Source organism: Luteimonas sp. A537 (assembly GCF_054052065.1).
This window is the reverse complement of sequence record NZ_JBSVRH010000001.1, coordinates 830795-853345: the sequence shown is the minus strand read 5'-3', so window position 1 is coordinate 853345 and position 22551 is coordinate 830795. Positions and strand designations below refer to the sequence as shown.

The window sequence follows — 22551 nt, the reverse complement described above, 5'->3', positions numbered from 1 at the left end:
AGGCGCGGCCGCGGCCGCGGCCGGCACGTTCGCGATCGCCGCCAGCGTGGCCGCGTCGGGACGCTTGTGCAGGCCCTGCATGTAGCTGGACAGCGCGCTGATCTCTTCGTCGCTCAGCTCGGCCGAGACCGAGGCCATGATGTCGAACATGCCGGTATCGCGCTCGTTGGTGGTGCCGGCGCGGTATTCCTCGAGGCGACGCGCGGTGTACCAGGACTGCTGGCCGCCGACGTGCGGGTAGGCCGGGCCCGGGTTGCCGGCGCCCGACGGGCCGTGGCAGGCCATGCAGGCCGGGATGCCGCGCTCGAAGTCGCCGCGGCGGAACAGCTGCTGGCCGACTTCGTAGAACTTCATGCCCTCGTAGGGGCCTTCCGTGACCACGGTGTCGTCGGCGATGCCGGCCGAGGACCCCTGGGTGGCGTAATGGGCGCCGACATCGCGCATGTCCTGCGCCGAAAGCATCGAGGCGAAGGGCTGCATGATCGCGCTGGTGCGCTCGCCGCTCTTGAACAGCGCCAGCTGGCGGGCCATGTAACGCTCGCTCTGGCCGCCGATGTTGGGGTAGATCTCGCCGATGGTGGCCTTGCCGTCCAGGCCATGGCACGCGGCGCAGGTGCCGGCGAGCGTGGCGCCGTTCTGGGCGTTGCCCGGCGTGGTCTGGGCCAGCTCGGCCAGGGCGTTCACGGCCTCCAGCGGCAGGGTCTCCACCGGCTCGGCCTCCTCCAGCGGGGCGACCGTGGTCTGGGCGAAGGCGACGGCGCCGACCGCGAGGGCGGCGACTCCGGCAAGGAGGTAGCTGCGGGCGTGACGCATCTGGCTGGACTCCGGGGATCAGGATTGCGGGCAGCGGAAGCCCGCGGTCGCAAGGCCGGTCATTATCCAGTCGCCGGAGCAGGGTGGTCAAACCCGCCCTGGTCGCCCGGTCGTGCGATCCTGTGTCCCATGGCCAATCCCCTTGCTCGCGCCGAATACATGATGTCGGCGCATACGCCCCGCCAACTGCCTCCCGAGGGCGGTTTCGAAGTCGCGTTCGCCGGTCGCTCCAACGCCGGAAAATCCAGTGCACTCAATGCCCTGTGCCAGCAGAATGCGCTGGCACGGGTGTCGAAGACGCCCGGGCGCACCCAGCAGCTGGTGTTCTTCAACCTGCCCCAGTACGAGGGCAAGTACCTGGTGGACCTGCCCGGCTACGGCTACGCCAAGGTGCCCAAGGACCTGCAGGCCCACTGGCAGGCCTTCCTGGATGTCTACTTCAAGAAGCGCGAGGCCCTGCGCGGCCTGGTGGTGGTGATGGACATCCGCCACCCGCTGAAGGACTACGACCGCAACATGCTGGCCTACGCCGTGGGCCGCGGCCTGCCGGCGCACGCCCTGCTGACCAAGGCCGACAAGCTCTCGCGCAGCGCGGTCGGCAACGCGATGCTGGCAGTGAAGCGCGACCTGGCCAAGGAGTTCGGCGACACCGTGGGCGTGCAGGCGTTCTCCGGCGAGTCCAAACTCGGCGTCGACCAGGCCCGCGGCGTGATCTGCAGCTGGCTGGACATCCCGGCCAACTGAGGCCCCGGCGATTGCGGTGATGGCGGCGACGCTGCAACCCGGTGGTGGCCGCGGATGCGCCGGGCCCAGGGGATATAGTGGCGTCTTATGCGCCGGACCGTCACCGGTCGGGTTGCCAACAAGCGTCTGCGAGCCTGCCACGTGACCGATCCGAACCCAGCCACTCCCGCCGCGCCGATCCGCTCGCGCGATGAACTCGTCGCCTACCTTGCCGCCGGCAACAAGCCGCCCGCGAACTGGCGCATCGGCACCGAGCACGAGAAGTTCGGCTTCCGCCTGGACGACCTGCGCCCGCCGTCCTATGAGGATGATCGCGGCATCGGCGTGCTGCTCGAAGGCCTGACCCGCTACGGCTGGGAGCGCGTGGAGGAGCACGGCAAGGTGGTGGCGCTGCTGAAGGATGGCGCTTCGGTCACGCTGGAGCCCGCCGGCCAGCTGGAGCTGTCGGGGGCGCCGCTGGAAACCATCCACGACACCTGTCGCGAAGTGGGCAGCCACCTGTTCGAGGTCAAGGCGGTGGCCGACGAGCTGCGCCTGGGTTTCCTCGGCATGGGTTTCCAGCCGAAGTGGACGCGCGCGGACATGTCCTGGATGCCCAAGGACCGCTACAAAATCATGCGCGCCTACATGCCCAAGGTCGGCGACCTCGGCCTGGACATGATGACCCGCACCTGCACGGTGCAGGTCAACCTCGACTTCGCCAGCGAAGCCGACATGGTGAAGAAGTTCCGTGTCTCGCTCGCGCTGCAGCCGATCGCGACCGCGCTGTTCGCGGACTCTCCGTTCACCGAGGGCAAGCCCAACGGTTACCTGAGCTACCGCTCGCACATCTGGACCGACACCGATCCCGACCGCACCGGCATGCTCGACTTCGTGTTCGAGGACGGCTTCGGCTTCGAGCGCTATGTCGATTACCTGCTCGACGTGCCGATGTACTTCACCTACCGCGACGGCGTGTACCACGACGCCAGCGGGCAGTCGTTCCGCGACTTCATGGACGGCAGGCTTCCGGTGCTGCCGGGCGCGCTGCCGACCATGCGCGACTGGACCGACCACATGACCACCTCGTTTCCGGAGGTGCGCCTGAAGCAGTTCCTGGAGATGCGCGGTGCCGACTCCGGCCCGTGGAACCGGATCTGCGCGCTGCCGGCGTTCTGGGTCGGGCTGCTGTACGACGATGCGTCGCTGGATGCCGCCTGGGACCTTGTGAAGGACTTCAGCCTGGCCGAGCGCCATGCGCTGCGCGACGGTGTGCCCAGGCACGCGTTCAAGCTGCCGTTCCGAGGCGGCACGGTGCGCGACCTTGCGCTGCGTGCACTGGAGATCTCCGCCGCCGGGCTTGCGCGCCGGAACCGCCTGAACGACCAGGGCCAGGACGAACTCCACTTCATCGACCCGCTGATCGAGTTCGCCCAGGCCAACGAGACCCCGGCCGAGCGCAAGCTGGCGCTGTACCACGGTGAGTGGGGTGGCGATATCGATCGCGTTTTCCGCGAGTTCGCGTACTGAGCGAGAGCAAGAAGGCATTTGCCACGGATCTACGCGGATTTACACGGATAGAGCAAAAGCGTTGTAAATCCGCGTAGATCCGTGGCAAAAAATGCTCTCGCCATACCCTCGGTGTAGCCTTCAGGCATGAATATTCCTGTCGATAGTCCTGGCGCGCCGCTGCGCGAGCAGCTCGATTTCGCCGATACCGACGCGCTGCTGCGCGATGACGTGCGCCGCCTGGGCGCGATGGTGGGCGACATGCTCGCCGAGCAGGTCTCGCCCGCGCTGCTGGACCAGGTGGAGTCGGTGCGGCGGGCGGCGATCGCGCGGCGCGAGGGCGGGGAGCCGGTGGATGCGCTGGCCGCGGAGCTTGCGCGCGTGTCGCCGCAGAACGCGGATGCGCTGGTGCGCGCGTTTTCGGCCTGGTTCGGCGCGATCAACCTCGCCGAACGCGTGCATCGCATCCGTCGCCGGCGCGACCACCAGCGCAGCGACGAGGGCCCGCAGCCCGGCGGGTTGGAAGCGGTGCTCGCATCGCTGCATGCCGACGGCGTCGGGCTCGATGAAGTGCAGGCGCTGCTGCCGCGGATGTGGGTCGAGCCGGTGTTCACCGCGCACCCCACCGAGGCCGTGCGCCGCGCGCTGCTGGCCAAGGAGCGCGTGATCGTCGAGCGGCTGGTGGCCGACATCGACCGCGCACGCACGCCCGAGGAGCGCCTGAGCGACGAGTCGCGCATCCGCCAGGCGCTGGCCACCACCTGGCAGACCTCCGAAGCACCGATGCTGAAGCCGACGGTGACCGACGAGGTCGACCACATCGGCCACTACCTGGGCGTGCTGTTCCGTGTGCTGCCGGCGTTCTACGAAGTGTTCGCCGACGCCGTCGAGTCAGCCTGGGGCGAGCGCATCGAATTGCCCGACGTGCTGCGCTTCGGCACCTGGGTAGGCGGCGACATGGACGGCAACCCCAATGTCGGCGCCGCGACCATCGAGGCCGCGCTGGCGGCGCAGCGGACGCAGGTGCTGGGCCAGTACCGCGACGAACTGCACGCGCTGGGCCAGGTGCTGACCCAGACGCGCGACCGCGCCGGCGTGGATGCAGGGGTCGAGGCGCGCCTCGCCGCCTACCGCGACCTGATGCCTGGCGCCGCCGCGAAGCTGCGCGCGCGCCAGGCGGACATGCCCTATCGCCAGCTGATGGAGCTGATGTCGGCGCGGCTGGAAGCGACGGCGGACGAAGACGGGGCCGCGATCGCGCACGCCTACGCGGGCGCGCCGGAGTTCCTCGCCGACATCGACATGATCGACGCCAGCCTCGCCAACCACCGCGGCGAGCACGCCGGCCGCTTCGCGCTGCAGCGGCTGCGGCGCCGGGTGACGAGCTTCGGCTTCCATCTGGCGGCGCTGGACCTGCGCCAGGATTCGGCGGCGCACGATGCCGCGCTGGGTGCGCTCGAACGCGTCGCGGACTGGGCAGGGCAGTCGCTGGACAGCCGGCTGGCGCGCTTGCATGCCCTCATGGAATCGCCGCGGCCGGCCGCGCCCGCCGCAGAGGCCGCGGCGTCGGCGCTGGACGTGTTCCGCAGGGTGACGTCGGCGCGCGCGCGTTACGGCGACAACGCCTTCGGCCCGTACATCGTCAGCATGAGCCGCACCGCCGCCGACGCGCTGGCGGTGCTGGCGCTGGCGCGCATCGCGGGCTGCGTCGAGTACGGCGATGGCCGCGAAGCGGGCGAAGTCCCGCTCGACGTCGCCCCGCTGTTTGAAACCGTCGACGACCTCGAAGCCGCGGCCGACGTGATGCGCGCGCTGTTCGACGATCCCGTCTACCGCCGCCACGTGCGCGCACGCGGCGACCGCCAGGTCGTGATGCTGGGCTACTCCGACAGCGCCAAGGACAGCGGGCTCATGGCCTCGCGCTGGGCGCTGCAGCGCGCCCAGGTGGACCTGATGCGCCTGGCGCGCGAGGCCGGCGTGCGCCTGGTGTTCTTCCACGGGCGTGGCGGATCGGTCAGCCGCGGCGGCGGCAAGACCGGCCGCGCGATCATCGCCGCGCCGCGCGGCACCGTCGGCGGCCGCCTGCGCGTGACCGAGCAGGGCGAGGTGATCCACCGCAAGTACGGCATCCGCGCGCTGGCCCTGCGCAACCTCGAGCAGATGGCCGGCGCCGTGCTGCGCGCGAGCCTGCGCCCGCGCCCGGCGGACCCGCGCGTGCGCGGTTGGCGCGCCATCGCCGACGTGCTGGCCGCCGATTCGCGCGCCTGCTACCGCGCGCTGGTGCACGAGGATCCCGGCTTCGACGCCTACTTCCGCGCCGCCACGCCGGTCGATGTGATCGAGCGCCTGCAGATCGGCTCGCGCCCCTCGCGCCGCCGCGACGGCGGCATCGCCAACCTGCGCGCGATCCCGTGGGTGTTCTCGTGGTCGCAGAACCGCTCCGGCCTGACCGGCTGGTACGGCGTCGGCCATGCGCTGGAGCGCGGCATCGCGTTGCACGGCGTGGAGGTGATGGCCGAAATGGCGCGCGACTGGCCCTTCTTCGCCGCCATGCTCGATGACGTCGAGATGCTGCTGGCCAAGTCGGACATCGACATCTTCGAGCGCTACTCGCGCCTGGCCGGCGATGCGCACGCGGCGTTCTTCCCCGGCATCGCCGCGGAGTTCGCCCGCACCCGCGCCGCGATCCTCGCGATCAAGGGCCAGGCCGATCTGCTGGACGACGACTACCGCCTGCGCCTGTCGATACGCCTGCGCAATCCCTACGTCGACCCCATCAGCCTGCTGCAGGTGGAGCTGCTGCGCCGCTGGCGCGAAGGCGGCCGCGAGGAGGGCGAGCTGCAGCGCGCGCTGTTCGCGACCGTCAACGGCATCGCGGCGGGCATCCAGAACACGGGCTGAGGCGTCCGGCCGCCGGCCGGCGCTAGACTCGCGGGACCCCTCCAAGGACACCGACATGCCATCCAATGAAGAGCTGGTCTTCCACACCAATCCAATGTCGCGCGGCCGCATCGTGCGCTGGATGCTCGAGGAGCTGGGCATCGAGTACCGCACCGTGGTGCAGGAGTACGGCAAGAGCATGAAGTCGCCGGACTACCTGGCGATCAACCCGATGGGCAAGGTGCCGGCGCTCGAGCATCGCGGCGTCGTGGTGACCGAGGCCGCGGCGATCTGCACCTACCTGGCCGACGCCTTCCCCGAAGCCGGGCTCGCGCCCGCGCTGGACGACCCGCTGCGCGGTCCCTACCTGCGCTGGATGTTCTTCGCGGCAGGGCCAGTGGAAGCCGCGGTGTCGGCGAATGCGCTGGGCCAGCTGCCGCCGCCGGAGAAGGCCGTTTTCGTCGGCTACGGCAGCTTCGAGCAGGCCATGGATGCGCTGGAGCTGGCCGCCACGTCGGCCTCGCCCTGGCTGCTTGGCGAGCGCTTCAGCGCGGCCGATGTCTATGTCGGCAGCCAGGTCGACTTCGGCCTCGCCTTCAAGTCGATTCCCGAGCGCCCCGCGTTCACCGCCTGGGCCGAGCGCCTGCGCGGACGCGACGCCTACCAGCGGGCGCGCGCCAAGGACGATGCGCTGATGCCCGCGAAGGCCTGATCGCCGCGATGGGCGCGGACGAGACATCGGGACAGGTGGCCAGCGGGGCGGTGGTGGCCGCGCTCGACGCCTCGCTGCTCACCCGCGATGTCTGCCGCTATGGCGCATGGGCGGCCCATCGCCTTGCCGCGCCGCTGGCCTGCCTGCACGTGGTCGAGGCGCGCCGCGCGCGTGGCCACGGTGGATCGGTGGCCGACGTCGAACTCGACGCCGGCACCGCGCTGCTCGACGAGTCCGGGCTGCTGGAGGCCAGCGCCGCGCTGGCGGGAGACGCGCGCGGGCGCCTGCTCCTGCAGCAGGCGGGGGCGCTGGCACGACAGTCCGGCGACGTGCCGGTGCGCGCGCTCATCGGCCACGGCCAGCTGGTGGACGTGCTCGGCAGCGTGACCGGCGACGCGTCGCTGGTGGTGATGGGCCGCCGCGGCGAGCAGTCCGAATTCGAGAGGGCGCGCCTGGGCAGCCAGGTCCAGCGCGTGGTGCGCGGCGTGGGACGCCCGCTGCTGGTGGCGCTGCGCGGCTTCCGCGAGGTGCGGACGGTGCTGGTGGCCTTCGAGGGCAGCGAGTCCGGCCGGCGTCGCCTGGAATGGGTCGCGCGCAGCCCTTTGTTCACCGGCCTCGCCGTCCATCTGGTGCTGGTGGGCGATGACTCCGCGCGGCCCTCGCTGGACTGGGCGCTGCGGACGCTCGCCGACGCCGGCACGACGGCGGTGGGCCGGATCGTGCAGGGCGATCCCCAGGAAATGATCGGCCTGCATGCCGATGCCGTGCGCGCCGACCTGCTGGTGATGGGCGCCTACGGCCGTTCGCGCATCCACCAGCTGCTCATGGGCAGCACCACCTCGATGGTGCTGCAGGAGACCCGGATCCCGGTGCTGCTGCTGCACTGAGTGCGTGCAAGGACCAGGGGCGGATGCTCAGCGGAACAGCCACAGCATCGCGCGCCGGTAGGCATCGCCGATGCTCGCGGCGTGGGTGCCTTCGGCAAGGACGACCAGCTCGACCTCCCACGGCGCGTCGGGCCGCTGCTGCCAGGTCGCCGACCACTCGGTGGCGTTGCGGACCCGCTCCGCCGTATCACGCGCACCGCTGGCGACGACCAGCCGCAGGTCGTCGCGCCGGTGGGTGGCGGGCGCGTCGAACAGCTGTTCGCGCGCGGGTGCGAACGAGGGATTGCTGGCGATCCGCCCCCAGAACAGGTCCGGGTCGCGGATCGCGGACCAGAGCACGAAATACCCGGCCCGCGACTGACCGACAAGCACGCGGCGCGCAGGATCGGCGCGATAGCGGCGCTCCACTTCCGGCAGCAGCTGCTCGCGCAGGAAGCGGTGGTGGGCTTCGGCACCGCCCTGGTCGGGCGCGGTGTCGGCGCCCGCGGCGGTGAAGTCGAAGTGGCGCGTGTTGACGGACGGATCGAAGCCGCCGTAGGCGAGGCCGACGATGATCGCTTCGGGCAGGCCTTCGTCGTAGCCCAGGAACAGGTGGGTCGGGGCGAGCAGCGGGAACAGACTGTCGCCGTCGAGCAGGTAGACCACGGGCCAGCTGCGGGCTGGATCGGCGTCGTAGCCCTCGGGCAGGCGCACGTGGACGTGATGCGTGCGGCCGGTCGTCTCGGCGACCAGGGGGAAGTAGCCGCCGGCAAGGGCGGGGAGGTGGTCGAGCGCAGCCCGACCCGCCGGATCTGCTTCGGCGCGGACATGGGCGCTTGCCGGCGTTGTCGCGCAGCCGCCCACGCAGGCTGTCAGCAACACCGCCACCATGGCTTCAAGAATTGGTTTCATGGCGGCAAATCTAGCACCCGCGCAGGCCCGGGGTGGCTGCCGGGACGCGCTGGTCGTATACTGCCCCCCACTATCCGGAGCGTGATCGCCTTGCCCCATTCCCCCGAGGAAAAGAAGAAGGTCCTCGCCCGGATCCGCCGCATCCGTGGCCAGTGCGAGGGGCTTGAGCGCGCGCTGGATACCGGCGCCGACTGCGCGCCGGTGCTGCAGCAGATCGCGGCGATCCGCGGCGCGGTCAACGGACTCATGAGCGAGGTGCTGGAGTCGCACCTTCGCGAACAGTTCGGGCAGGCCGCGCATAGCGACAACGAGCGCGCCGAGCGCGTCGCCGAGATGACGGGACTGATCCGCTCGTACCTCAAGTGATCCATCACGCCGGAGTCGCTGCGCCATGCGCCGCATCCGCCGCCCCCACCATTGCATTGCAGGAGTTGTGACCATGAAGACCCGTGCCGCCGTCGCCTTCGAAGCCGGAAAGCCGCTGCAGATCGTCGAACTCGACCTCGAAGGCCCGAAGAAGGGCGAAGTGCTGGTGAAGATCACCCACACCGCGCTCTGCCACACCGATGCGTTCACGCTCTCGGGCGAGGATCCGGAGGGCGTGTTCCCGGCGGTGCTGGGCCATGAGGGCGCCGGCATCGTGGTGGAAGTGGGCGAGGGCGTGACCTCGGTGAAGCCCGGCGACCATGTGATTCCGCTCTACACCGCCGAGTGCGGCGAGTGCCTGTTCTGCAAGAGCGGCAAGACCAACCTGTGCGTGGCCGTGCGCGCCACCCAGGGCAAGGGCGTGATGCCCGACGGCACGACCCGCTTCAGCTACAACGGCCAGCCGGTCTACCACTACATGGGCTGCTCGACCTTCAGCGAGTACACGGTGGTGGCGGAGGTGTCGCTGGCCAAGGTGAACCCGGATGCGAACCCGGAGCACACCTGCCTGCTCGGCTGCGGCGTGACCACCGGCATCGGCGCGGTGCACAACACGGCGAAAGTGCAGGAAGGCGACAGCGTGGCGGTGTTCGGCCTCGGCGCGATCGGCCTGGCGGTGATCCAGGGCGCGAAGCAGGCGAAGGCCGGGCGCATCATCGCGATCGACACCAATCCGTCGAAGTTCGAGCTTGCGCAGCAGATGGGCGCGACCGAATGCGTGAACCCGAAGGACCATGACAGGCCCATCCAGCAGGTGATCGTGGAAATGACCGAATGGGGCGTGGACCACAGCTTCGAGTGCATCGGCAACGTCAACGTGATGCGCGCCGCGCTCGAATCCGCGCACCGCGGCTGGGGCCAGAGCGTAATCATCGGCGTGGCCGGTGCAGGCCAGGAAATCAGCACGCGTCCGTTCCAGCTGGTCACCGGTCGCAAGTGGCTGGGCACGGCGTTCGGCGGAGTGAAGGGCCGCACGCAGCTGCCGGGCATGGTGGAGGACGCGATGCGCGGCGACATCCAGCTGGCGCCGTTCGTGACGCATACGCTGCCGCTGGAGCGGATCAACGAAGCCTTCGACCTGATGCATGAGGGCAAGTCGATCCGGACCGTCATCCATTACTGACGCAACGGACATGCGCACCAACGACGACACCGGCCAGAACACGCGCGGGCGGGTCGCGCTCGTCGCCGGCGCGAGCGGGCTGGTTGGGCGCGCGCTGGTCGCGCGCCTGTGCGCTGACCCGGGCATTGCGGAGGTACACGCGCTGGTGCGTCGGCCGCTGGCGTTGAAGGCCCCGAAGCTGCAGGTCCATGTGATCGCGTTCGACCGCCTGCCGGCGCTGGTGCCGCTGGACGAGGCCTACCTGGCGCTCGGCACCACGATTCGGGTGGCGGGCAGCGAGGAGGCGTTCCGTGCGGTTGACTTCGACGCCAACCTCGCGGTGGCCCAGGCCGCGCTGGCCGCGGGCGCGCGGCGGATTGGTCTGGTCAGCGCGATGGGTGCGGACCCCGCCTCGCGCGTGTTCTACAGCCGGGTCAAGGGGGAGCTTGAGGACGCGCTGTCTCCACTGCCTCTCGACACCCTGGTGATCGCACGACCGTCGCTGTTGCTGGGCGACCGCGACCGGCTGGGCCAGCCACGCCGCCGCGGCGAGCAGCTGGCCGCAAGCCTGGACCGTTGGCTGCGGTCCGTGATCCCGGCGCGCTTGCGCGCCATCGCCGCGGAGGACGTCGCGGCCGCGCTGGTGACTGCCGTTCAGCAGGCACGCGGATGTCAGGTCCTCGACTCGGCCAGCATGCAGGGCGCGGCGCACGGCCAAGGCGCGGCGCAGGGCTGAACCGTCGCAACGCCGCCATTCCTCTTTGCACACACGAACCCATTCCGGAGAAACGCCATGGAACGCATCGAACACCGCGCCAGCTTCGGCGGCTGGCAGGACGTCTACCGCCACCGCTCCCAGGTCCTCGGCTGCGACATGACGGTCGGCGTGTACTTTCCGCCGCAGGCCGCTGACGGTCCTTGCCCGGTGCTGTACTGGCTCTCGGGTCTGACATGCAACGAGCAGAACTTCATCACCAAGGCCGGCGCGCAGCGCCATGCGGCCGAACACGGAATCATCCTCGTCGCGCCGGACACCAGCCCGCGCGGCGATGACGTCGCCGACGCGCCGGGCTACGACCTCGGCAAGGGCGCGGGCTTCTACGTCAACGCCACGCAGGATCCGTGGTCGCAGCACTACCGCATGTACGACTACATCGTCGAAGAGTTGCCGGCGTGGGTCGAAGCCGATCCGTCAGCCAGCGACCGCCGCGCGATCAGCGGCCACTCGATGGGTGGCCATGGCGCGCTGGCCATCGCGCTGAAGAACCCGGGCCGCTACCGCAGCGTGTCGGCGTTCTCGCCGATCGTGGCGCCGTCGCAGGTGCCGTGGGGCGAGAAGGCCTTCGGTGCCTATCTCGGCGACGACCGCGAAGCGTGGAAGCAGTACGACGCGGTCGAGCTGGTGAAGTCGGCGAAGGAGAGGCTGCCGCTGCTGGTCGACCAGGGCGACGCCGACGAGTTCCTCGACAACCAGCTCCGGCCGCAGCTTCTGCAAGCTGCATGCGAGGCTGCGGGACATCCGCTGGAACTGCGCATGCAGCCGGGCTACGACCACAGCTACTACTTCATCGCCAGCTTTATCGGCGACCACGTCGCGCATCATGCGAGGGCGCTTCGGGCCGGGTGAAGAGCTGAAGAGCTCTTTTGCCACGGATTTACGCGGATAGAAGCAGATAGAAGGTAGAGCATCGAAGCTCCGCGCCCCGTCTGCTTGATTGGATTTTATCCGCGTGATCCGTGGCAAAGCTTTTCCCTGCTGTCCGATATCTCCAGCTGTGACCCGCGCACGTGCAGAGCGCGGGGGCGCGGCGCGAGAATGGCGCGCTCTTGAACCGGAGGCGTGCCCATGGCGAACCAGGATCTCGTTTTTTACGTGAAGTGCCGGGTCAAGCCCGATTGTGTCGATGCGTGGCGTCGGGCGGTGGCGGAGATCATCGAGCAGATGTCGCGGGAAGACGCGTTCGTGTCCTGCCAGCTGCACGTCGATGCGCAGGATCCGACGCTGTTCACGTTGTACGAGCGCTGGGCCGAGCCTTCGGTCGAGGCGTTCTTGCAGCGGCAGGACACGTCGTATCGCCGTGCGTACGAAGCCCTGTTGCCTGAGCTGCTGCAGGGTCCGCGCGAGCCGCAGGTGCTGGTGCCGCTGGGCGAGTGGCACCGGCCGGCGTAAGCGCCCTTGCCCGGATACCTGCACGGGCGCACCCTTCCCCGTATCCGTGTTCGGGGAGAGCGTCATGGAAGCAGGTTCGAAGAAAGTTCCGGTCAGCGTGTGGGTGGTCGGCGTGCTGGCTTTGCTGTGGAACCTGGTCGGGGTGGCCGCCTTCGGCATGCAGTTGGCGATGCCGGCCGAGGCGCTGGAGGCCATGCCGCCGGACCGGCGCGCGATCTACGAGGCCGCGCCCGCCTGGCTGTACATCTTCTACGGCGTGGCGACCATCGGCGGTGTCATCGGTTCATTGGGCCTGCTGCTGCGGCGGCGCTGGGCCGTGCCGGTCTACCTCGTCGCACTGGTGGCCCTGGTGCTGCAGGTCCTGGCCAGCTACTCGGTCACGCCGGCCTGGTCGCTCGGTGGCGTCGCAAGCCTCGGCTTCCCCGTGTTGCTGGTGGCGATCGCGATCGCCCTGTGGCTCTTCGCGCGCCGCATGTCCGCCCGCCACATCCTGCGTTGAGTCTGTCCGGCTGCGAACGCCGCGGAAGAGCAAGAGCTTTTTGCCACGGAACGCGCCAATGCCTCCTGGCGCCGCATCAGGTCGCCAGCCGGAAGTCCGTGTAGGCGAAGCGTGCGTCGCGCAGTTCCGTGTCGCCGCGTCGCAGTGCGACAGGGACTGCGAACATCGGACCGTCCGCCACGCAGGTGTGGAATTCGCCGTGTTCGCCGCAGGGGTCCACGGCGGCGGGCAGGGAGCTGAGCAGCGCGTTGTTGAAGTCGCGCCCGGCGAAGGTGCCGTCGAGCTGCTGCGTGTCGACGCAGCACAGTGTTGCGCGCAGCCCGCCGGCAAACATTTCGCGCGCCAGCTCAGCGGTTTCGCGGCCGAACAGGGGAAACGCGGCGGTCCAGCCCAGCCGCGCGCAAAGCGCCTCGCGCCAGGCGCGGATGTCGGCCAGCAGCAGGTCGCCGAAGGCGATGTGGGTGATGCCCGGCCAGTGCGCGCGCGCCTCGTCCAGCGTGGCGGCGAACGCGGTTTCGTAGCGGGCGTTGTCGCAGTCCTGCGGAATCCGTGACTCGAGCAGCGGCAGACCGGCGGCCGCGGCCTGTGCGCGCAGCACGTCGACGCGGATGCCCTGCATCGATGCGCGCTCGTGGCCTTCGGTGATCGTGCTCATCAGCCCGACCACGTCGAAATCGTCGCGCTGGCGCATGGCGTGCAGCGTCCAGGCCGCGTCCTTGCCGCCGCTCCAGGCCAGCAGTGCGCGGGGCCGGGTCACGGCTCAGCCGGCGCGGACGTCGCGCAGCTCCCAGGCACTGCCGGCCAACAGGCGCATGCGGTGCTTGAACACGTCGCCGCGCAGGCTGGTGCTGGCCGCCAGCTCGACTCGCTTTTCGCGCTGCACGCCTTCCACGCTGGCCGCGGGGTCGGTGGCGCCGAGCAGCGGGTCGACTTCGTCAGGCTCGTCCTGGGTGGCGCGCCAGCGTTCGAACAGGCCGTCGCCGCGCAGTGCCTCCTGCAGTTCGCGCGCGAACGCGTCCGCGCCCTGTGCGGTGAAGGGGAATTCGCCCGCTGCGCGCGCGGCGGCGGGGTCGGGAATGGCGATGAAGTAGCGGGTGGCCATGGGGCATCCGTCGGGTGGCGATGCGCCAAGCTTAGCCTCCGGCCGTTAACCGCGCGTTGCGTTCGTCATGCGAACGCGTGCTCCTTCGCGGCAAAGCCCACCACCACCGCGCCGCGGCCGACGTTGACCATGCCGGTGGTGCTCATGACGCTCTCGAACACGTCCACGTTCTGGTCGGCGCAGGCGTTGCGCAGGCGGTCGTAGCCCGGCAGGGCGCGCATCTCGTCGAGCTGGCCGCCGTAGCAGAGGGTGACCGTCGGGGTCATCAGCCCGGCCTGCACGCGCCGGGCGGAGAAGTCGAACATCTTCTCAACCGCCGGATCGAAGCCCTTGATCTTGGCCACCGGCCCGGTCTCGCCGCGGTATCCGCGCAGCACCGGCTTGATGTCCAGCGCGGTGCCCAGCGCGGCGCTGAGGAGACTCACGCTGCGGTCGCCCTTGGCACGCGCGCGGTTGCGGATGTAGTACAGGTCGCGCGGCACCAGGTAGCCGTAGGTGTTGTTGGCGAGCTCTTCCAGGCGGGTGCGGATGCGCAGTGGCTGCTCGCCGGCGGCGCGCAGGCGCGCGGCCTCCACCGGCAGGATGCCCTGGGCGCAGAACAGGTTGCGGGTGTCGATCACGCGCAGCGCGAACGGGGTGTTGTTGCCCGCGGCGGAACGCGGCTGTTTGTAGTCGTTGAGGATCATGTAGCTCGCCTTCTGCGCGTTGGCGAAGATCGGGCTGCGCGATCCGGTGATGGTCATGCAGAAGACGTAGTCGTAGTCGACCACCAGGCGCTCGAGGAACAGGTCGCGGATCTGCTCGGGCGTGTAGGGAATGGTCTCGGCGCTGGCGCCGCGCTCGGCGATGTGCGACTCGAGGAAGGCCAGGGTCCGGGCTTCGTCGCGATGGTCGGCGTGGACCGCGTCGCCGATGCGGACGGTGATGGGCAACAGCTCGACCTGCTCGCGTTCGAGGAACTCTGTTGGCAGGTCACATGCTGAATCGACGACGAGGCCAATGCGCATCTGGCTGGGCTCCTGGAAGGACGACCCGATCCTCGCACGAGGCGTGCCGGTGGTCACGCTCCGGGTGCGACGCGACACACCCTCCGTGGCCTCAGCGGTCCGGGGTCGGATCACCCCGGCGCCGGGCCTCCTCGGCTTCGAGGCGTTCCCGATGGCGGATGAACAGCGGCACGCCGATGCCGATGCCGATCATGATCAGCGTGCCGGCGATCAGCATCCAGCCGACCGGGCGGGCGATGATTTCGACCAGGACAGGATGCATTGCGGGTCTCCCCATGGGTTCGGGGCGATGATCGGCCGCGGCGTGCCGCGGCGTATTGACCCTGGTCAATGCTCAGTCGAGGGCGTCCAGCACGCCGTCGGCGACCCGCCGCGACGCGCGCGGGCCGAGGTGGCCGTAGTCCCAGGTGGTGAGTTCGCCCGGGTCGTCGACGTAGACCAGGCAGCCGCGCAGGTCGCACAGGCGGTCCAGCGCCGAGACGTAGCTGACGCCGGGGCGCCCGGCCAGCGCGGTCGCCAGCACCTGGTCGAGGACGCCGGGCTCGGGCAGGGTCTCGTCCCGCAGGCGCTGCGGTACGCGCAGGAAGGGGGCGGCGTCGTAGCGGCGAACCAGCAGCTTCGGCAGCCACTCGCGCCAGCGCGGCGCCGGTCCGACCACCACGACCCGGCGCACGCCGGCGCGCTGCATCGCGACAATGGTTTCATCGAGGTCGCGCAGGACCTGGCCGGGGTCGACGTAGTCGTTGGCGGTCCAGTAGCTGAAGAGCACCGCGTACTCGGGCTGCAGTTCGGCGATGCGGGCGATCACCCAGGCGTTGCTCTCGCGGCAGGCCGGCTTGATCGATGAGAGGTAGGGCCGGCAGCCGCTGCGCGTGAACTGGGCCAGACGCAGCCGGTCGCCCGCGGCTTCGCGCAGGCCCGGGTAGAGCAGCGCCGCGTGCGAGTCGCCCCAGATGGCCACCAGGGGCCGCGCCGCGGGACCGGGCGGATCGACGCACTCGGGCAGGAACATCGCCGGCTCGCCGCTGGCGCCGGTCAGCGAACAGCGGCCCTCGCGGCTCGGCTCCCGCCAGTCGTAGCCGTAGTTGGCGTAGGCGCGCACCGGCTCGCCGGCGCGTGACTCGACCCCGCGCAGGCCCCACAGCGCCAGCGATGCGAGCAGCACCGCGGCCATCGCCGGCAGCAGCACGCGCAGCGCCGTGCGCGCGGGCAGGCGGCGGCGCAGCGGGCGTTCCAGCAGCCACCAGGTCAGGCCCGCGAGCGCGAACGCCAGCGCGACCAGGGCCAGTCGCAACAGCGTGCCGATCTCGCCGGTGGCGTGGATGCGGGCGAACGACAACAGCGGCCAGTGCCAGAGATACAGCGGGTAGCTGACCAGGCCGATCCAGACCACGGCGGGCCGTGACAGTAGCCAGCGCATCCACGGTGCGCCCGGCATGGCGGCCAGCATCAGCAGGCAGCCGGCGACCGGCAGCAGCGCGCGCCAGCCGGGGAACGATGCCTGGTCGTCGAAGGCGAAGAAGGCCGCCAGGACCAGGGCGAGCCCGGCCACGGCGGCGGCCTCGGCGAGCGCGCGCCGGGGCGGTGCCGGCGACCGCGCGGCGGGCGTCCGCAGGGCCCACCACGCGCCGGCCAGCAGCTCCCAGAACCGGGTGAAGGGCAGGAAGAAGGCCGCGCTGGGGTCGCTGCGGGTCAGCAGCAGGCAGGCGGCCAGCGACAGGCCCCCGGCGAGCACGGTGAGCCCGCGCAGCCCCACGCCCATGCGTGCGGCCAGCGCCAGCAGCAGCGGCCAGGCCAGGTAGAACTGTTCCTCCACGCCCAGGGACCACAGGTGCAGCAGCGGCAAGGTGTCGGCCGCGGGCGAGAAATAGTCGGCGTCGGTCCAGAACGCGAGGTTGGCGACGAAGGCCGCGGACGCGGCCGCGTGCCGGCCCAGCCGGGCGTAGTCGGACGGCACCAGCAGCCACCAGCCCGCCACCAGGCAGGCCGCCAGCACCAGCGCCAGGGCCGGGAACAGGCGGCGGATGCGCCGCACGTAGAAGGCGCCGAGCCGGATGCGCCCGCTGCCGGCCAGCTCGTCGCGCAGCAGCGAGGTGATCAGGTAGCCGGAGATGACGAAGAAGACGTCGACGCCGACGAAGCCGCCGGGCACCAGGCCCGGGAACGCGTGGTAGCCGATCACCGCGAGGACGGCGATGGCGCGCAGGCCATCGATGTCCGCGCGATATGCCAGCCCCTGCGGGTGGCTGGCGGCCGTGGTCACCGTTCGCCGGCAGCCGGATATGCCCGCGGCAGCTCACCGCGCGCGGCGTCGGGCTCCGCGCGCAGGTAGCGGTCGCGCAGTTCGGTCTGGCGCGAGCGCATGTCGATTGCGCGGCCGTCGAACCACACCCGCTGCGCAAGGCTGGCGACGTCCAGCGGGTCGCCGTCCCAGAGCACCAGGTCGGCGCGCAGGCCCGGGGCGATCGCGCCGATCTCGCCGTCGACGCCGAACGCGCGCGCCGGCACCCGGGTCAGGGCGGCCAGGCCGTCCTCCCAGGGCAGGCCGTGGGCGACGGCGTTGCCGGCCAGCTGGCGCAGCTTGCGCGCATTGTGCGAGGCGTCGCCGGCCTGGGTGAAGCCGACCTCGACCCCGGCCGCGCGCAGCACCGCGGCGCTGCGCAGGCTGGCGTGGATGCGGTCGAAGTTCGCCGGCAGGTTGTCGAGCGGGTCGACGAACACCGGCACCCCGGCCGCGGCCAGTTCGCCGGCCACGCGCCAGGCCTCGCCGCCGCCGCGGATGGCGATGCGCACGTCGTGCTTCTTCGCCCAGCGCAGCAGCTGGCGGATGTCGGCGGCGCGGTCCACGGCGACCACCAGCGGGCGATCGCCGTCCATGTGGCGACGCAGGGTGTCGCGTCCGGCGGGCGTCAGTAGCGCGGCGTGCGAGCCGGCATCGATACGCCCGCGCGCCTCGTCCACCAGTTGGTCGAGCAGCATCCACTGCGCCGCGCGCGAGCCGCCGCTGAGGCCTGAAGCGCGGCTGCCGAGGTCGATGAAGAGCAGCTTCGGGCCCGCCGGCTGGTCGCCGCCGTCCAGGCGCATGGCCGCGCCCTGGCCGCCGATGATCGAGCCGCCGGCGCCGGTGCCCGCGGACAGCAGGGTGAAGCCGATGCCCTCCACGCGCGCCACCGGCAGCAGCAGCGAATCCGGGTTGTAGGCCAGGGTGACGTCGAACTCGGGGCGCACCACCATGTCGTGGGCGCCGCCGCCGAGCGCGAGCGTGCCGTCGGTGGTCGCTTCCTCACCCGACACCTCTTCGATGCCGATGCCGGTGATGCCGCCGAACAGCGTGGGCGTGACCGGCTTGCCGCCGGCATCGACCACGGTCGCGTTGCCGGCGTCCAGCGCAGTGCCGACGGCAGCGATGCGGCCGTTGCGCACCAGCACGTCGGCGCCCTGCAGCGTGCCGCGCTCGGTAGCGGTATGCACCGTGGCGTTGCGGATCAGGAGGTCCTGGGAAACGGCGGTAGCCGAGGCGGCAAGCATTGCCGCCAGCGCGATCCTTTGTAGGAGCAGCCATGGCTGCGACCGGCCGGAGCGTCGAGGCTGTTCGCCGCTATAGCGGCTCCCACAGGAGAGGCTCATCGCACACCTCCGGCAGCGGCGCCGCGGCCAAGCATGAAGTCCGAGCGCGGCTGGCGTGCGGGGTCGTTGCGGTCGTAGACGCGTGCGCCGTCGATCCACACCTGCTCGGCGAGCGCGTAGGAGCTGAAAGGATTGCCGTTCCACAGCACCACGTCGGCCATCTTGCCGGCCTCCAGGGTGCCGGTGCGGTCGGCGATGCCCATGGCCTTGGCCGGGTTGCGACTCAGCCAGGTCATCGCGTGCTCGGGGGTGATGTCGATACCCACGCGGCGCGCGTTGGCCATCACCTTCGCGGCCTCCTGGTTGAGGCGCTGGATGCCCTCGTCGGAATCGGAGTGCACGATCGCGCAGCCGCCCGGCGCGCGGTCGACGAGGGCGATGTTCTCCTGGATGCCGTCGAAGGCCTCCATCTTGAAGCCCCACCAGTCGGCCCAGAGCGCGCCGCAGACGCCGTCGCGGCCGAGGCGGTCGGCGATCTTGTAGGCCTCTACGGCATGGTGGAAGGCGGCGACCTTGAAGCCGAACTCGTCGGCCAGGTCGAGCATGGTCACCATCTCGTCGGCGCGGTAGCAGTGGATGTGGACGAGGATCTCGCCGTCGAGCGCGCCGGCCAGCGTCTCCAGCTTCAGGTCGCGCTTGCCGTCCTTGCCGCCGTCCTTCGCGCGCTTGTCGCGGTAGTCGGCGGCGTCGATGAAGGCCGCGCGGTAGCCGGCGACGTTGCCCATGCGCGTGGCCGGGCCGCCCTTCTGGCCGTAGACGCGCTTGGGGTTCTCGCCGCAGGCCATCTTCAGGCCGTGCGGGGCGCCTGGGAACTTCATCGCCTGGTAGGTCTCGGCCGGGACGTTGCGCAGGGTGACGCCGCGGCCGCCGACCAGGTTGGCCGAGCCCGGCAGCGCCTGCAGGGTGGTGACGCCGCCGGCGAGGGCTGCGTGGAAGCCCGGGTCCTGCGGCCACACCGAATGCTCGGCCCAGACCGCGGCGGTGACCGGCGAAGTCATCTCGTTGCCGTCGCTGTGCGAGCGCGTGCCCGGGCTGGGATAGACGCCCAGGTGCGAATGGATGTCGATGATGCCGGGCGTGACCCACTTGCCGCGGCCGTCGATGCGGATCGTGCCCGCGGGCACCTCGTCGTCGAGGTCCCAGCCGATGTTGGCGATGACGCCGTCGTGCATCAGCACGTCGCCTTCCTTGAGCATGCCGCCGTGGCCGTCGAGGATCGTGGCATTGGCGATCAGCACCGGCGCGCCGGCAATGCGCCGGTAGGTGCTGGGGTAGGCGTCGCCGGGGGAGCCGGACCCGCCGGTTGCAACGGCCGCGGAGGTCGAACGGTCGCCGGCATCACCGCGGCCACCCGCCGCGCTGGTCGTCGCGCAGCCGGTGGCCAGCGCAAGGGTGAGCGCCGCGGCGAGCGCGGTCTGTGCCTTCAGTGTCATTGGTGTTCCCCGTGGTTCGCCGCCCACCGTATCCGGGCGGCGTGGCCGCAGGCAATGGGCGGAAGGTCAGGGATCGCGACCATGGCCGCTCCCACAGGAGCTTTGGCGGGCTCAGGCGTGCGTGACCCCGGGGCCTTTGTGGGAGCCGCTATAGCGGCGATGACGGCCATGCAAGAATCACCGGAAACGGAGGATCCAATGAAAGAGAAGGAACACATCGTCGAGAACTGGCTGCCGCGCTACACCGGCGTGCCGCTCGATGGCTTCGGCGAGCACATCCTGCTGACCAACTTCGGCGGCTACCTGGGCCACTTCGCGCGCCTGACCGGGGCCGAGGTGGTCGGCATGGACCGGCCGATGCCCAGCGCCACCGCCGACGGCATCACCATGATCAACTTCGGCATGGGCAGCCCCAACGCGGCCACCATGATGGACCTGCTGTCTGCGATCGCGCCCAAGGCGGTGCTGTTCCTGGGCAAGTGCGGCGGGCTGAAGAGGAAGAACCAGCTCGGCGACCTGGTGCTGCCGATCGCCGCCATCCGCGGCGAGGGCACCAGCGACGACTACCTGCCGCCGCAGGTCCCGGCGCTGCCGGCGTTCGCGCTGCAGCGTGCGGTCTCGACCTCGATCCGCGATGCCGGCCTCGACTACTGGACGGGCACCGTCTACACCACCAACCGCCGTGTCTGGGAGCATGACGCCGCCTTCAAGGAGCGCCTGCGCGCGATGCGCTGCATGGCCATCGACATGGAAACCGCGACCATCTTCGCCGCCGGCTTCGCCAACCGCATTCCAAGCGGCGCGCTGCTGCTGGTCAGCGACCAGCCGATGATCCCGGAAGGCGTCAAGACCGAAGCCTCCGACGAGCAGGTGAGCACGCGCTTCGTCGAGGGCCACATCCAGACCGGCATCGAGGCGCTGCGCCTGATCCGCCGCCACGGCAAGTCCGTACGCCACCTGAGGTTCGACGAATGAACGACGCAACTGCCATGCCCACCGCGGGCGAAGTGATTGGTTTCTGGCGCGAGGCCGGCTACGAGAAGTGGTTCCGCGGCGGCGACGCCTTCGACGAAGAGGTGCGCCGGCATCTGGAGGCCGCGCACTACGCCGCTGCGCGCCGCGAGCTTGAGGGCTGGATGGACGACGCCGAAGGCGCGCTTGCCCTGCAGATCCTGCTCGACCAGGTGCCGCGCAACATCTTCCGTGGCAGCGCCCACTCCTACGCCACCGATCCGCTGGCCCTGCACTACGCGCGGCGCATGATCGAAGCCGGGCTGGACCAGGAGGTCGAAGAGGGCCTGCGGATGTTCTGCTACCTGCCCTTCGAGCATTCCGAACGCATCGCCGACCAGGAGGACGCGGTGGCGCTGATGCGCGAGCTGGGCGAGATGGCACTCGACTACGCGGTGCGGCACTTCGACGTCATCGAGCGCTTCGGCCGCTTCCCGCACCGCAACCACGCCCTGGGCCGCGCCAACAGCGCCGAAGAGCAGGCCTGGCTGGACGCCGGCGGCGGCTTCTGACCGCTCCTGCAAAAGCGGGGGGCCGGCAGTTGCGGTGGATCTTGTGGGAGCGGCCATGGCCGCGATCGCCGCTGCAGCGGCTCCCACAGGTGATTGCGCCGGGGCGTCAGTAGCGCGGGATGCTGCCGTCGACGTGCTCGGCCCAGGCGTCGATGCCGCCTTCGATGTTGTAGACCTCGCGGAAGCCGAGCTGGCGGAAATGCTCCGCCGCCTGCGCGCTGCGGCCGCCGTGGTGGCAGATGAAGGCCAGCGGGGTGTCCTTCGGCAGGTCCTCGAGCGCGCCGGGACCGGCGTCCAAGGTTGAATGCGGCACCGGAACCGCGGCCTGCGCGCGCTCGTCGGCCGGGCGCACGTCGACCACGCGCAGACTGCCGCCCGAGGCGCGGGCCTGCGCATCCACCGGCGCCAGAGGACGCACGGCGGGCGGCGCGTTCGGGTTCTCGATCACCAGCCCCTTGCCGCGGGCGTCGTCGGCCCAGTCGACGATCAGGCCGTCGGCGCGACGCGCGGCGGCCACGTCCACCTGCACCGGGATTCCGTTGCAGTCCACGGTGATGGCGTTCGCATTGCGGGTGGCCAGCGCCAGCCGGGTGCGGAAGTTCGGGTCGATGTCGATCTGCACGGCAAGGTCGCCGCCGGCATCGTCGATGGCCTTGCGCAGCATCGGATGCGCGGCCGGGGTGATGGTGATGACAGGCGGCGTGCGATCCGGTGGCGGCAGCCCGACGGCGGCGTGCAGCTCGCCGGAGTTCGCCATCTGCTCGATGATGTCGCTGCCGCCGACCAGCTCGCCGCCGATGTAGAGCTGCGGGATGGTCGGCCAGTTGCCATAGGCCTTGATGCCTTCGCGGATCTCGCCGTCGGCAAGCACGTTGACGTGCGCGTAGGGCAGCTCCAGCGCCGACAGCGCGGCCACCGCCTTGGACGAGAAGCCGCACTGCGGCGCCTGCGGATCGCCCTTCATGAACAGCACGATGCGATTGGCCTGGAGCAGGTCGTCGATGCGCTGGCGGAGTTCGGGGGCAAGGGACATGGCGGGCACCGCGGTGTTGTCTGTGGGCCGCATAGGGTACTCCCCGCGCCGCCGCGCGGCCTTGACCCGCATCATCGACACGCGGCATGCGATACCGATTCGCACCCCGCACCCCGCACCCCGCACCAGCCCAGTGGCCCACCCCGTGCGGGCCGGGCTTTTGTGGGAGCCGCTATAGCGGCGAATGCGGCAAGCCACCACAGCCGTGGCTCCC

General features: G+C 70.6%; 22 protein-coding genes and 1 pseudogene. 13 read left to right on the top strand and 10 right to left on the bottom strand.

Annotated elements, in window-relative coordinates; all coding sequences use genetic code 11:
• Window positions 1–813 (bottom strand): annotated as a pseudogene (locus ACW7GZ_RS03910) (c-type cytochrome); the annotation flags it as partial.
• Between the two features lie 129 nt (window positions 814–942).
• On the opposite strand from ACW7GZ_RS03910, the gene yihA reads away from it, so the two are divergent.
• From yihA to ACW7GZ_RS03885, 5 genes are all read left to right on the top strand, one after another.
• Window positions 943–1557, top strand: a complete 615-nt coding sequence (yihA, locus tag ACW7GZ_RS03905; protein ID WP_457000735.1) for a ribosome biogenesis GTP-binding protein YihA/YsxC — start codon at window positions 943–945, stop codon at window positions 1555–1557.
• Window positions 1558–1698: 141 nt separating this feature from the next.
• On the top strand, window positions 1699–3066 hold the full coding sequence (locus ACW7GZ_RS03900; RefSeq protein WP_457000737.1) for a glutamate--cysteine ligase: 1368 nt from the start codon (window positions 1699–1701) through the stop codon (window positions 3064–3066).
• 126 nt (window positions 3067–3192) lie between these two features.
• On the top strand, window positions 3193–5946 hold the full coding sequence (gene ppc, locus ACW7GZ_RS03895) for a phosphoenolpyruvate carboxylase (RefSeq protein WP_457007930.1): 2754 nt from the start codon (window positions 3193–3195) through the stop codon (window positions 5944–5946).
• A gap of 55 nt (window positions 5947–6001) precedes the next feature.
• Entirely contained in the window at window positions 6002–6637 is a 636-nt protein-coding gene (locus ACW7GZ_RS03890; RefSeq protein WP_457007928.1) for a glutathione S-transferase family protein, read from the top strand.
• An 8-nt stretch (window positions 6638–6645) separates the two neighbouring features.
• Window positions 6646–7524, top strand: a complete 879-nt coding sequence (locus ACW7GZ_RS03885) for a universal stress protein (protein WP_457007926.1) — start codon at window positions 6646–6648, stop codon at window positions 7522–7524.
• A gap of 27 nt (window positions 7525–7551) precedes the next feature.
• Here the strand turns inward: ACW7GZ_RS03885 and ACW7GZ_RS03880 are convergent, their stop codons facing one another.
• A complete protein-coding gene (locus ACW7GZ_RS03880) occupies window positions 7552–8415 on the bottom strand; it encodes an alpha/beta hydrolase (protein ID WP_457007924.1) in 864 nt (287 codons plus the stop codon).
• A 90-nt stretch (window positions 8416–8505) separates the two neighbouring features.
• On the opposite strand from ACW7GZ_RS03880, the gene frmR reads away from it, so the two are divergent.
• From frmR to ACW7GZ_RS03850, 6 genes are all read left to right on the top strand, one after another.
• Entirely contained in the window at window positions 8506–8781 is a 276-nt protein-coding gene (frmR, locus tag ACW7GZ_RS03875) for a formaldehyde-responsive transcriptional repressor FrmR (protein ID WP_457007922.1), read from the top strand.
• Between the two features lie 73 nt (window positions 8782–8854).
• Window positions 8855–9964, top strand: a complete 1110-nt coding sequence (locus ACW7GZ_RS03870) for an S-(hydroxymethyl)glutathione dehydrogenase/class III alcohol dehydrogenase (RefSeq protein ID WP_457007920.1) — start codon at window positions 8855–8857, stop codon at window positions 9962–9964.
• Between the two features lie 10 nt (window positions 9965–9974).
• Window positions 9975–10679 carry an NAD(P)H-binding protein gene (locus ACW7GZ_RS03865; RefSeq protein ID WP_457007918.1) on the top strand — a complete coding sequence of 235 codons (705 nt, stop codon included), beginning with the start codon at window positions 9975–9977 and terminating at the stop codon, window positions 10677–10679.
• A 57-nt stretch (window positions 10680–10736) separates the two neighbouring features.
• Window positions 10737–11570, top strand: a complete 834-nt coding sequence (fghA, locus tag ACW7GZ_RS03860) for an S-formylglutathione hydrolase (RefSeq protein ID WP_457007916.1) — start codon at window positions 10737–10739, stop codon at window positions 11568–11570.
• A 219-nt stretch (window positions 11571–11789) separates the two neighbouring features.
• Entirely contained in the window at window positions 11790–12113 is a 324-nt protein-coding gene (locus ACW7GZ_RS03855; RefSeq protein ID WP_457007914.1) for a putative quinol monooxygenase, read from the top strand.
• Between the two features lie 64 nt (window positions 12114–12177).
• Window positions 12178–12612, top strand: a complete 435-nt coding sequence (locus tag ACW7GZ_RS03850; RefSeq protein WP_457007912.1) for a hypothetical protein — start codon at window positions 12178–12180, stop codon at window positions 12610–12612.
• Between the two features lie 76 nt (window positions 12613–12688).
• Here ACW7GZ_RS03850 and ACW7GZ_RS03845 read toward each other — a convergent pair whose 3' ends face one another.
• The 7 genes from ACW7GZ_RS03845 to ACW7GZ_RS03815 all read right to left on the bottom strand — a co-directional run bounded on the left by ACW7GZ_RS03845 (window position 12689) and on the right by ACW7GZ_RS03815 (window position 19781).
• On the bottom strand, window positions 12689–13369 hold the full coding sequence (locus ACW7GZ_RS03845; protein ID WP_457007910.1) for a Dph6-related ATP pyrophosphatase: 681 nt from the start codon (window positions 13367–13369) through the stop codon (window positions 12689–12691).
• Between the two features lie 3 nt (window positions 13370–13372).
• Window positions 13373–13714, bottom strand: coding sequence for a hypothetical protein (locus ACW7GZ_RS03840; protein ID WP_457000785.1), 342 nt, complete (start codon window positions 13712–13714; stop codon window positions 13373–13375).
• A gap of 65 nt (window positions 13715–13779) precedes the next feature.
• Window positions 13780–14721, bottom strand: coding sequence for a DegV family protein (locus tag ACW7GZ_RS03835; RefSeq protein WP_457000786.1), 942 nt, complete (start codon window positions 14719–14721; stop codon window positions 13780–13782).
• A 91-nt stretch (window positions 14722–14812) separates the two neighbouring features.
• Window positions 14813–14983 (bottom strand): hypothetical protein, encoded by a 171-nt coding sequence (locus tag ACW7GZ_RS03830; RefSeq protein WP_457000788.1) that lies wholly within the window; start codon window positions 14981–14983, stop codon window positions 14813–14815.
• 72 nt (window positions 14984–15055) lie between these two features.
• Complete coding sequence (locus ACW7GZ_RS03825) at window positions 15056–16984, bottom strand: acyltransferase family protein (RefSeq protein WP_457007908.1); 1929 nt, start codon at window positions 16982–16984, stop codon at window positions 15056–15058.
• A complete protein-coding gene (locus tag ACW7GZ_RS03820; protein ID WP_457007906.1) occupies window positions 16981–18249 on the bottom strand; it encodes an amidohydrolase family protein in 1269 nt (422 codons plus the stop codon). The genes ACW7GZ_RS03825 and ACW7GZ_RS03820 overlap by 4 nt, the downstream gene beginning before the upstream one ends.
• A 95-nt stretch (window positions 18250–18344) precedes the next feature.
• Entirely contained in the window at window positions 18345–19781 is a 1437-nt protein-coding gene (locus tag ACW7GZ_RS03815) for an amidohydrolase family protein (protein WP_457007904.1), read from the bottom strand.
• Between the two features lie 198 nt (window positions 19782–19979).
• On the opposite strand from ACW7GZ_RS03815, the gene ACW7GZ_RS03810 reads away from it, so the two are divergent.
• Window positions 19980–20756, top strand: a complete 777-nt coding sequence (locus ACW7GZ_RS03810) for an AMP nucleosidase (RefSeq protein WP_457007902.1) — start codon at window positions 19980–19982, stop codon at window positions 20754–20756.
• Window positions 20757–20770: 14 nt separating this feature from the next.
• A complete protein-coding gene (locus tag ACW7GZ_RS03805; RefSeq protein ID WP_457002780.1) occupies window positions 20771–21304 on the top strand; it encodes a DUF924 family protein in 534 nt (177 codons plus the stop codon).
• A gap of 106 nt (window positions 21305–21410) precedes the next feature.
• On the opposite strand, the gene grxD is transcribed toward ACW7GZ_RS03805, so the two are convergent.
• Complete coding sequence (grxD, locus tag ACW7GZ_RS03800; RefSeq protein WP_457000795.1) at window positions 21411–22337, bottom strand: Grx4 family monothiol glutaredoxin; 927 nt, start codon at window positions 22335–22337, stop codon at window positions 21411–21413.
• Between the last annotated feature and the right edge of the window lie 214 nt (window positions 22338–22551).

Coding starts and splice junctions, on each gene's coding strand:
- yihA (WP_457000735.1), top strand. CDS start 943: ATGGCCAATCCCCTTGCTCGCGCCGAATACATGATGTCGGCGCATACG.
- ppc (WP_457007930.1), top strand. CDS start 3,193: ATGAATATTCCTGTCGATAGTCCTGGCGCGCCGCTGCGCGAGCAGCTC.
- ACW7GZ_RS03890 (WP_457007928.1), top strand. CDS start 6,002: ATGCCATCCAATGAAGAGCTGGTCTTCCACACCAATCCAATGTCGCGC.
- ACW7GZ_RS03885 (WP_457007926.1), top strand. CDS start 6,646: ATGGGCGCGGACGAGACATCGGGACAGGTGGCCAGCGGGGCGGTGGTG.
- ACW7GZ_RS03880 (WP_457007924.1), bottom strand. CDS start 8,415: ATGAAACCAATTCTTGAAGCCATGGTGGCGGTGTTGCTGACAGCCTGC.
- ACW7GZ_RS03870 (WP_457007920.1), top strand. CDS start 8,855: ATGAAGACCCGTGCCGCCGTCGCCTTCGAAGCCGGAAAGCCGCTGCAG.
- ACW7GZ_RS03865 (WP_457007918.1), top strand. CDS start 9,975: ATGCGCACCAACGACGACACCGGCCAGAACACGCGCGGGCGGGTCGCG.
- fghA (WP_457007916.1), top strand. CDS start 10,737: ATGGAACGCATCGAACACCGCGCCAGCTTCGGCGGCTGGCAGGACGTC.
- ACW7GZ_RS03855 (WP_457007914.1), top strand. CDS start 11,790: ATGGCGAACCAGGATCTCGTTTTTTACGTGAAGTGCCGGGTCAAGCCC.
- ACW7GZ_RS03850 (WP_457007912.1), top strand. CDS start 12,178: ATGGAAGCAGGTTCGAAGAAAGTTCCGGTCAGCGTGTGGGTGGTCGGC.
- ACW7GZ_RS03840 (WP_457000785.1), bottom strand. CDS start 13,714: ATGGCCACCCGCTACTTCATCGCCATTCCCGACCCCGCCGCCGCGCGC.
- ACW7GZ_RS03835 (WP_457000786.1), bottom strand. CDS start 14,721: ATGCGCATTGGCCTCGTCGTCGATTCAGCATGTGACCTGCCAACAGAG.
- ACW7GZ_RS03830 (WP_457000788.1), bottom strand. CDS start 14,983: ATGCATCCTGTCCTGGTCGAAATCATCGCCCGCCCGGTCGGCTGGATG.
- ACW7GZ_RS03820 (WP_457007906.1), bottom strand. CDS start 18,249: ATGCTTGCCGCCTCGGCTACCGCCGTTTCCCAGGACCTCCTGATCCGC.
- ACW7GZ_RS03815 (WP_457007904.1), bottom strand. CDS start 19,781: ATGACACTGAAGGCACAGACCGCGCTCGCCGCGGCGCTCACCCTTGCG.
- ACW7GZ_RS03810 (WP_457007902.1), top strand. CDS start 19,980: ATGAAAGAGAAGGAACACATCGTCGAGAACTGGCTGCCGCGCTACACC.
- ACW7GZ_RS03805 (WP_457002780.1), top strand. CDS start 20,771: ATGCCCACCGCGGGCGAAGTGATTGGTTTCTGGCGCGAGGCCGGCTAC.
- grxD (WP_457000795.1), bottom strand. CDS start 22,337: ATGTCCCTTGCCCCCGAACTCCGCCAGCGCATCGACGACCTGCTCCAG.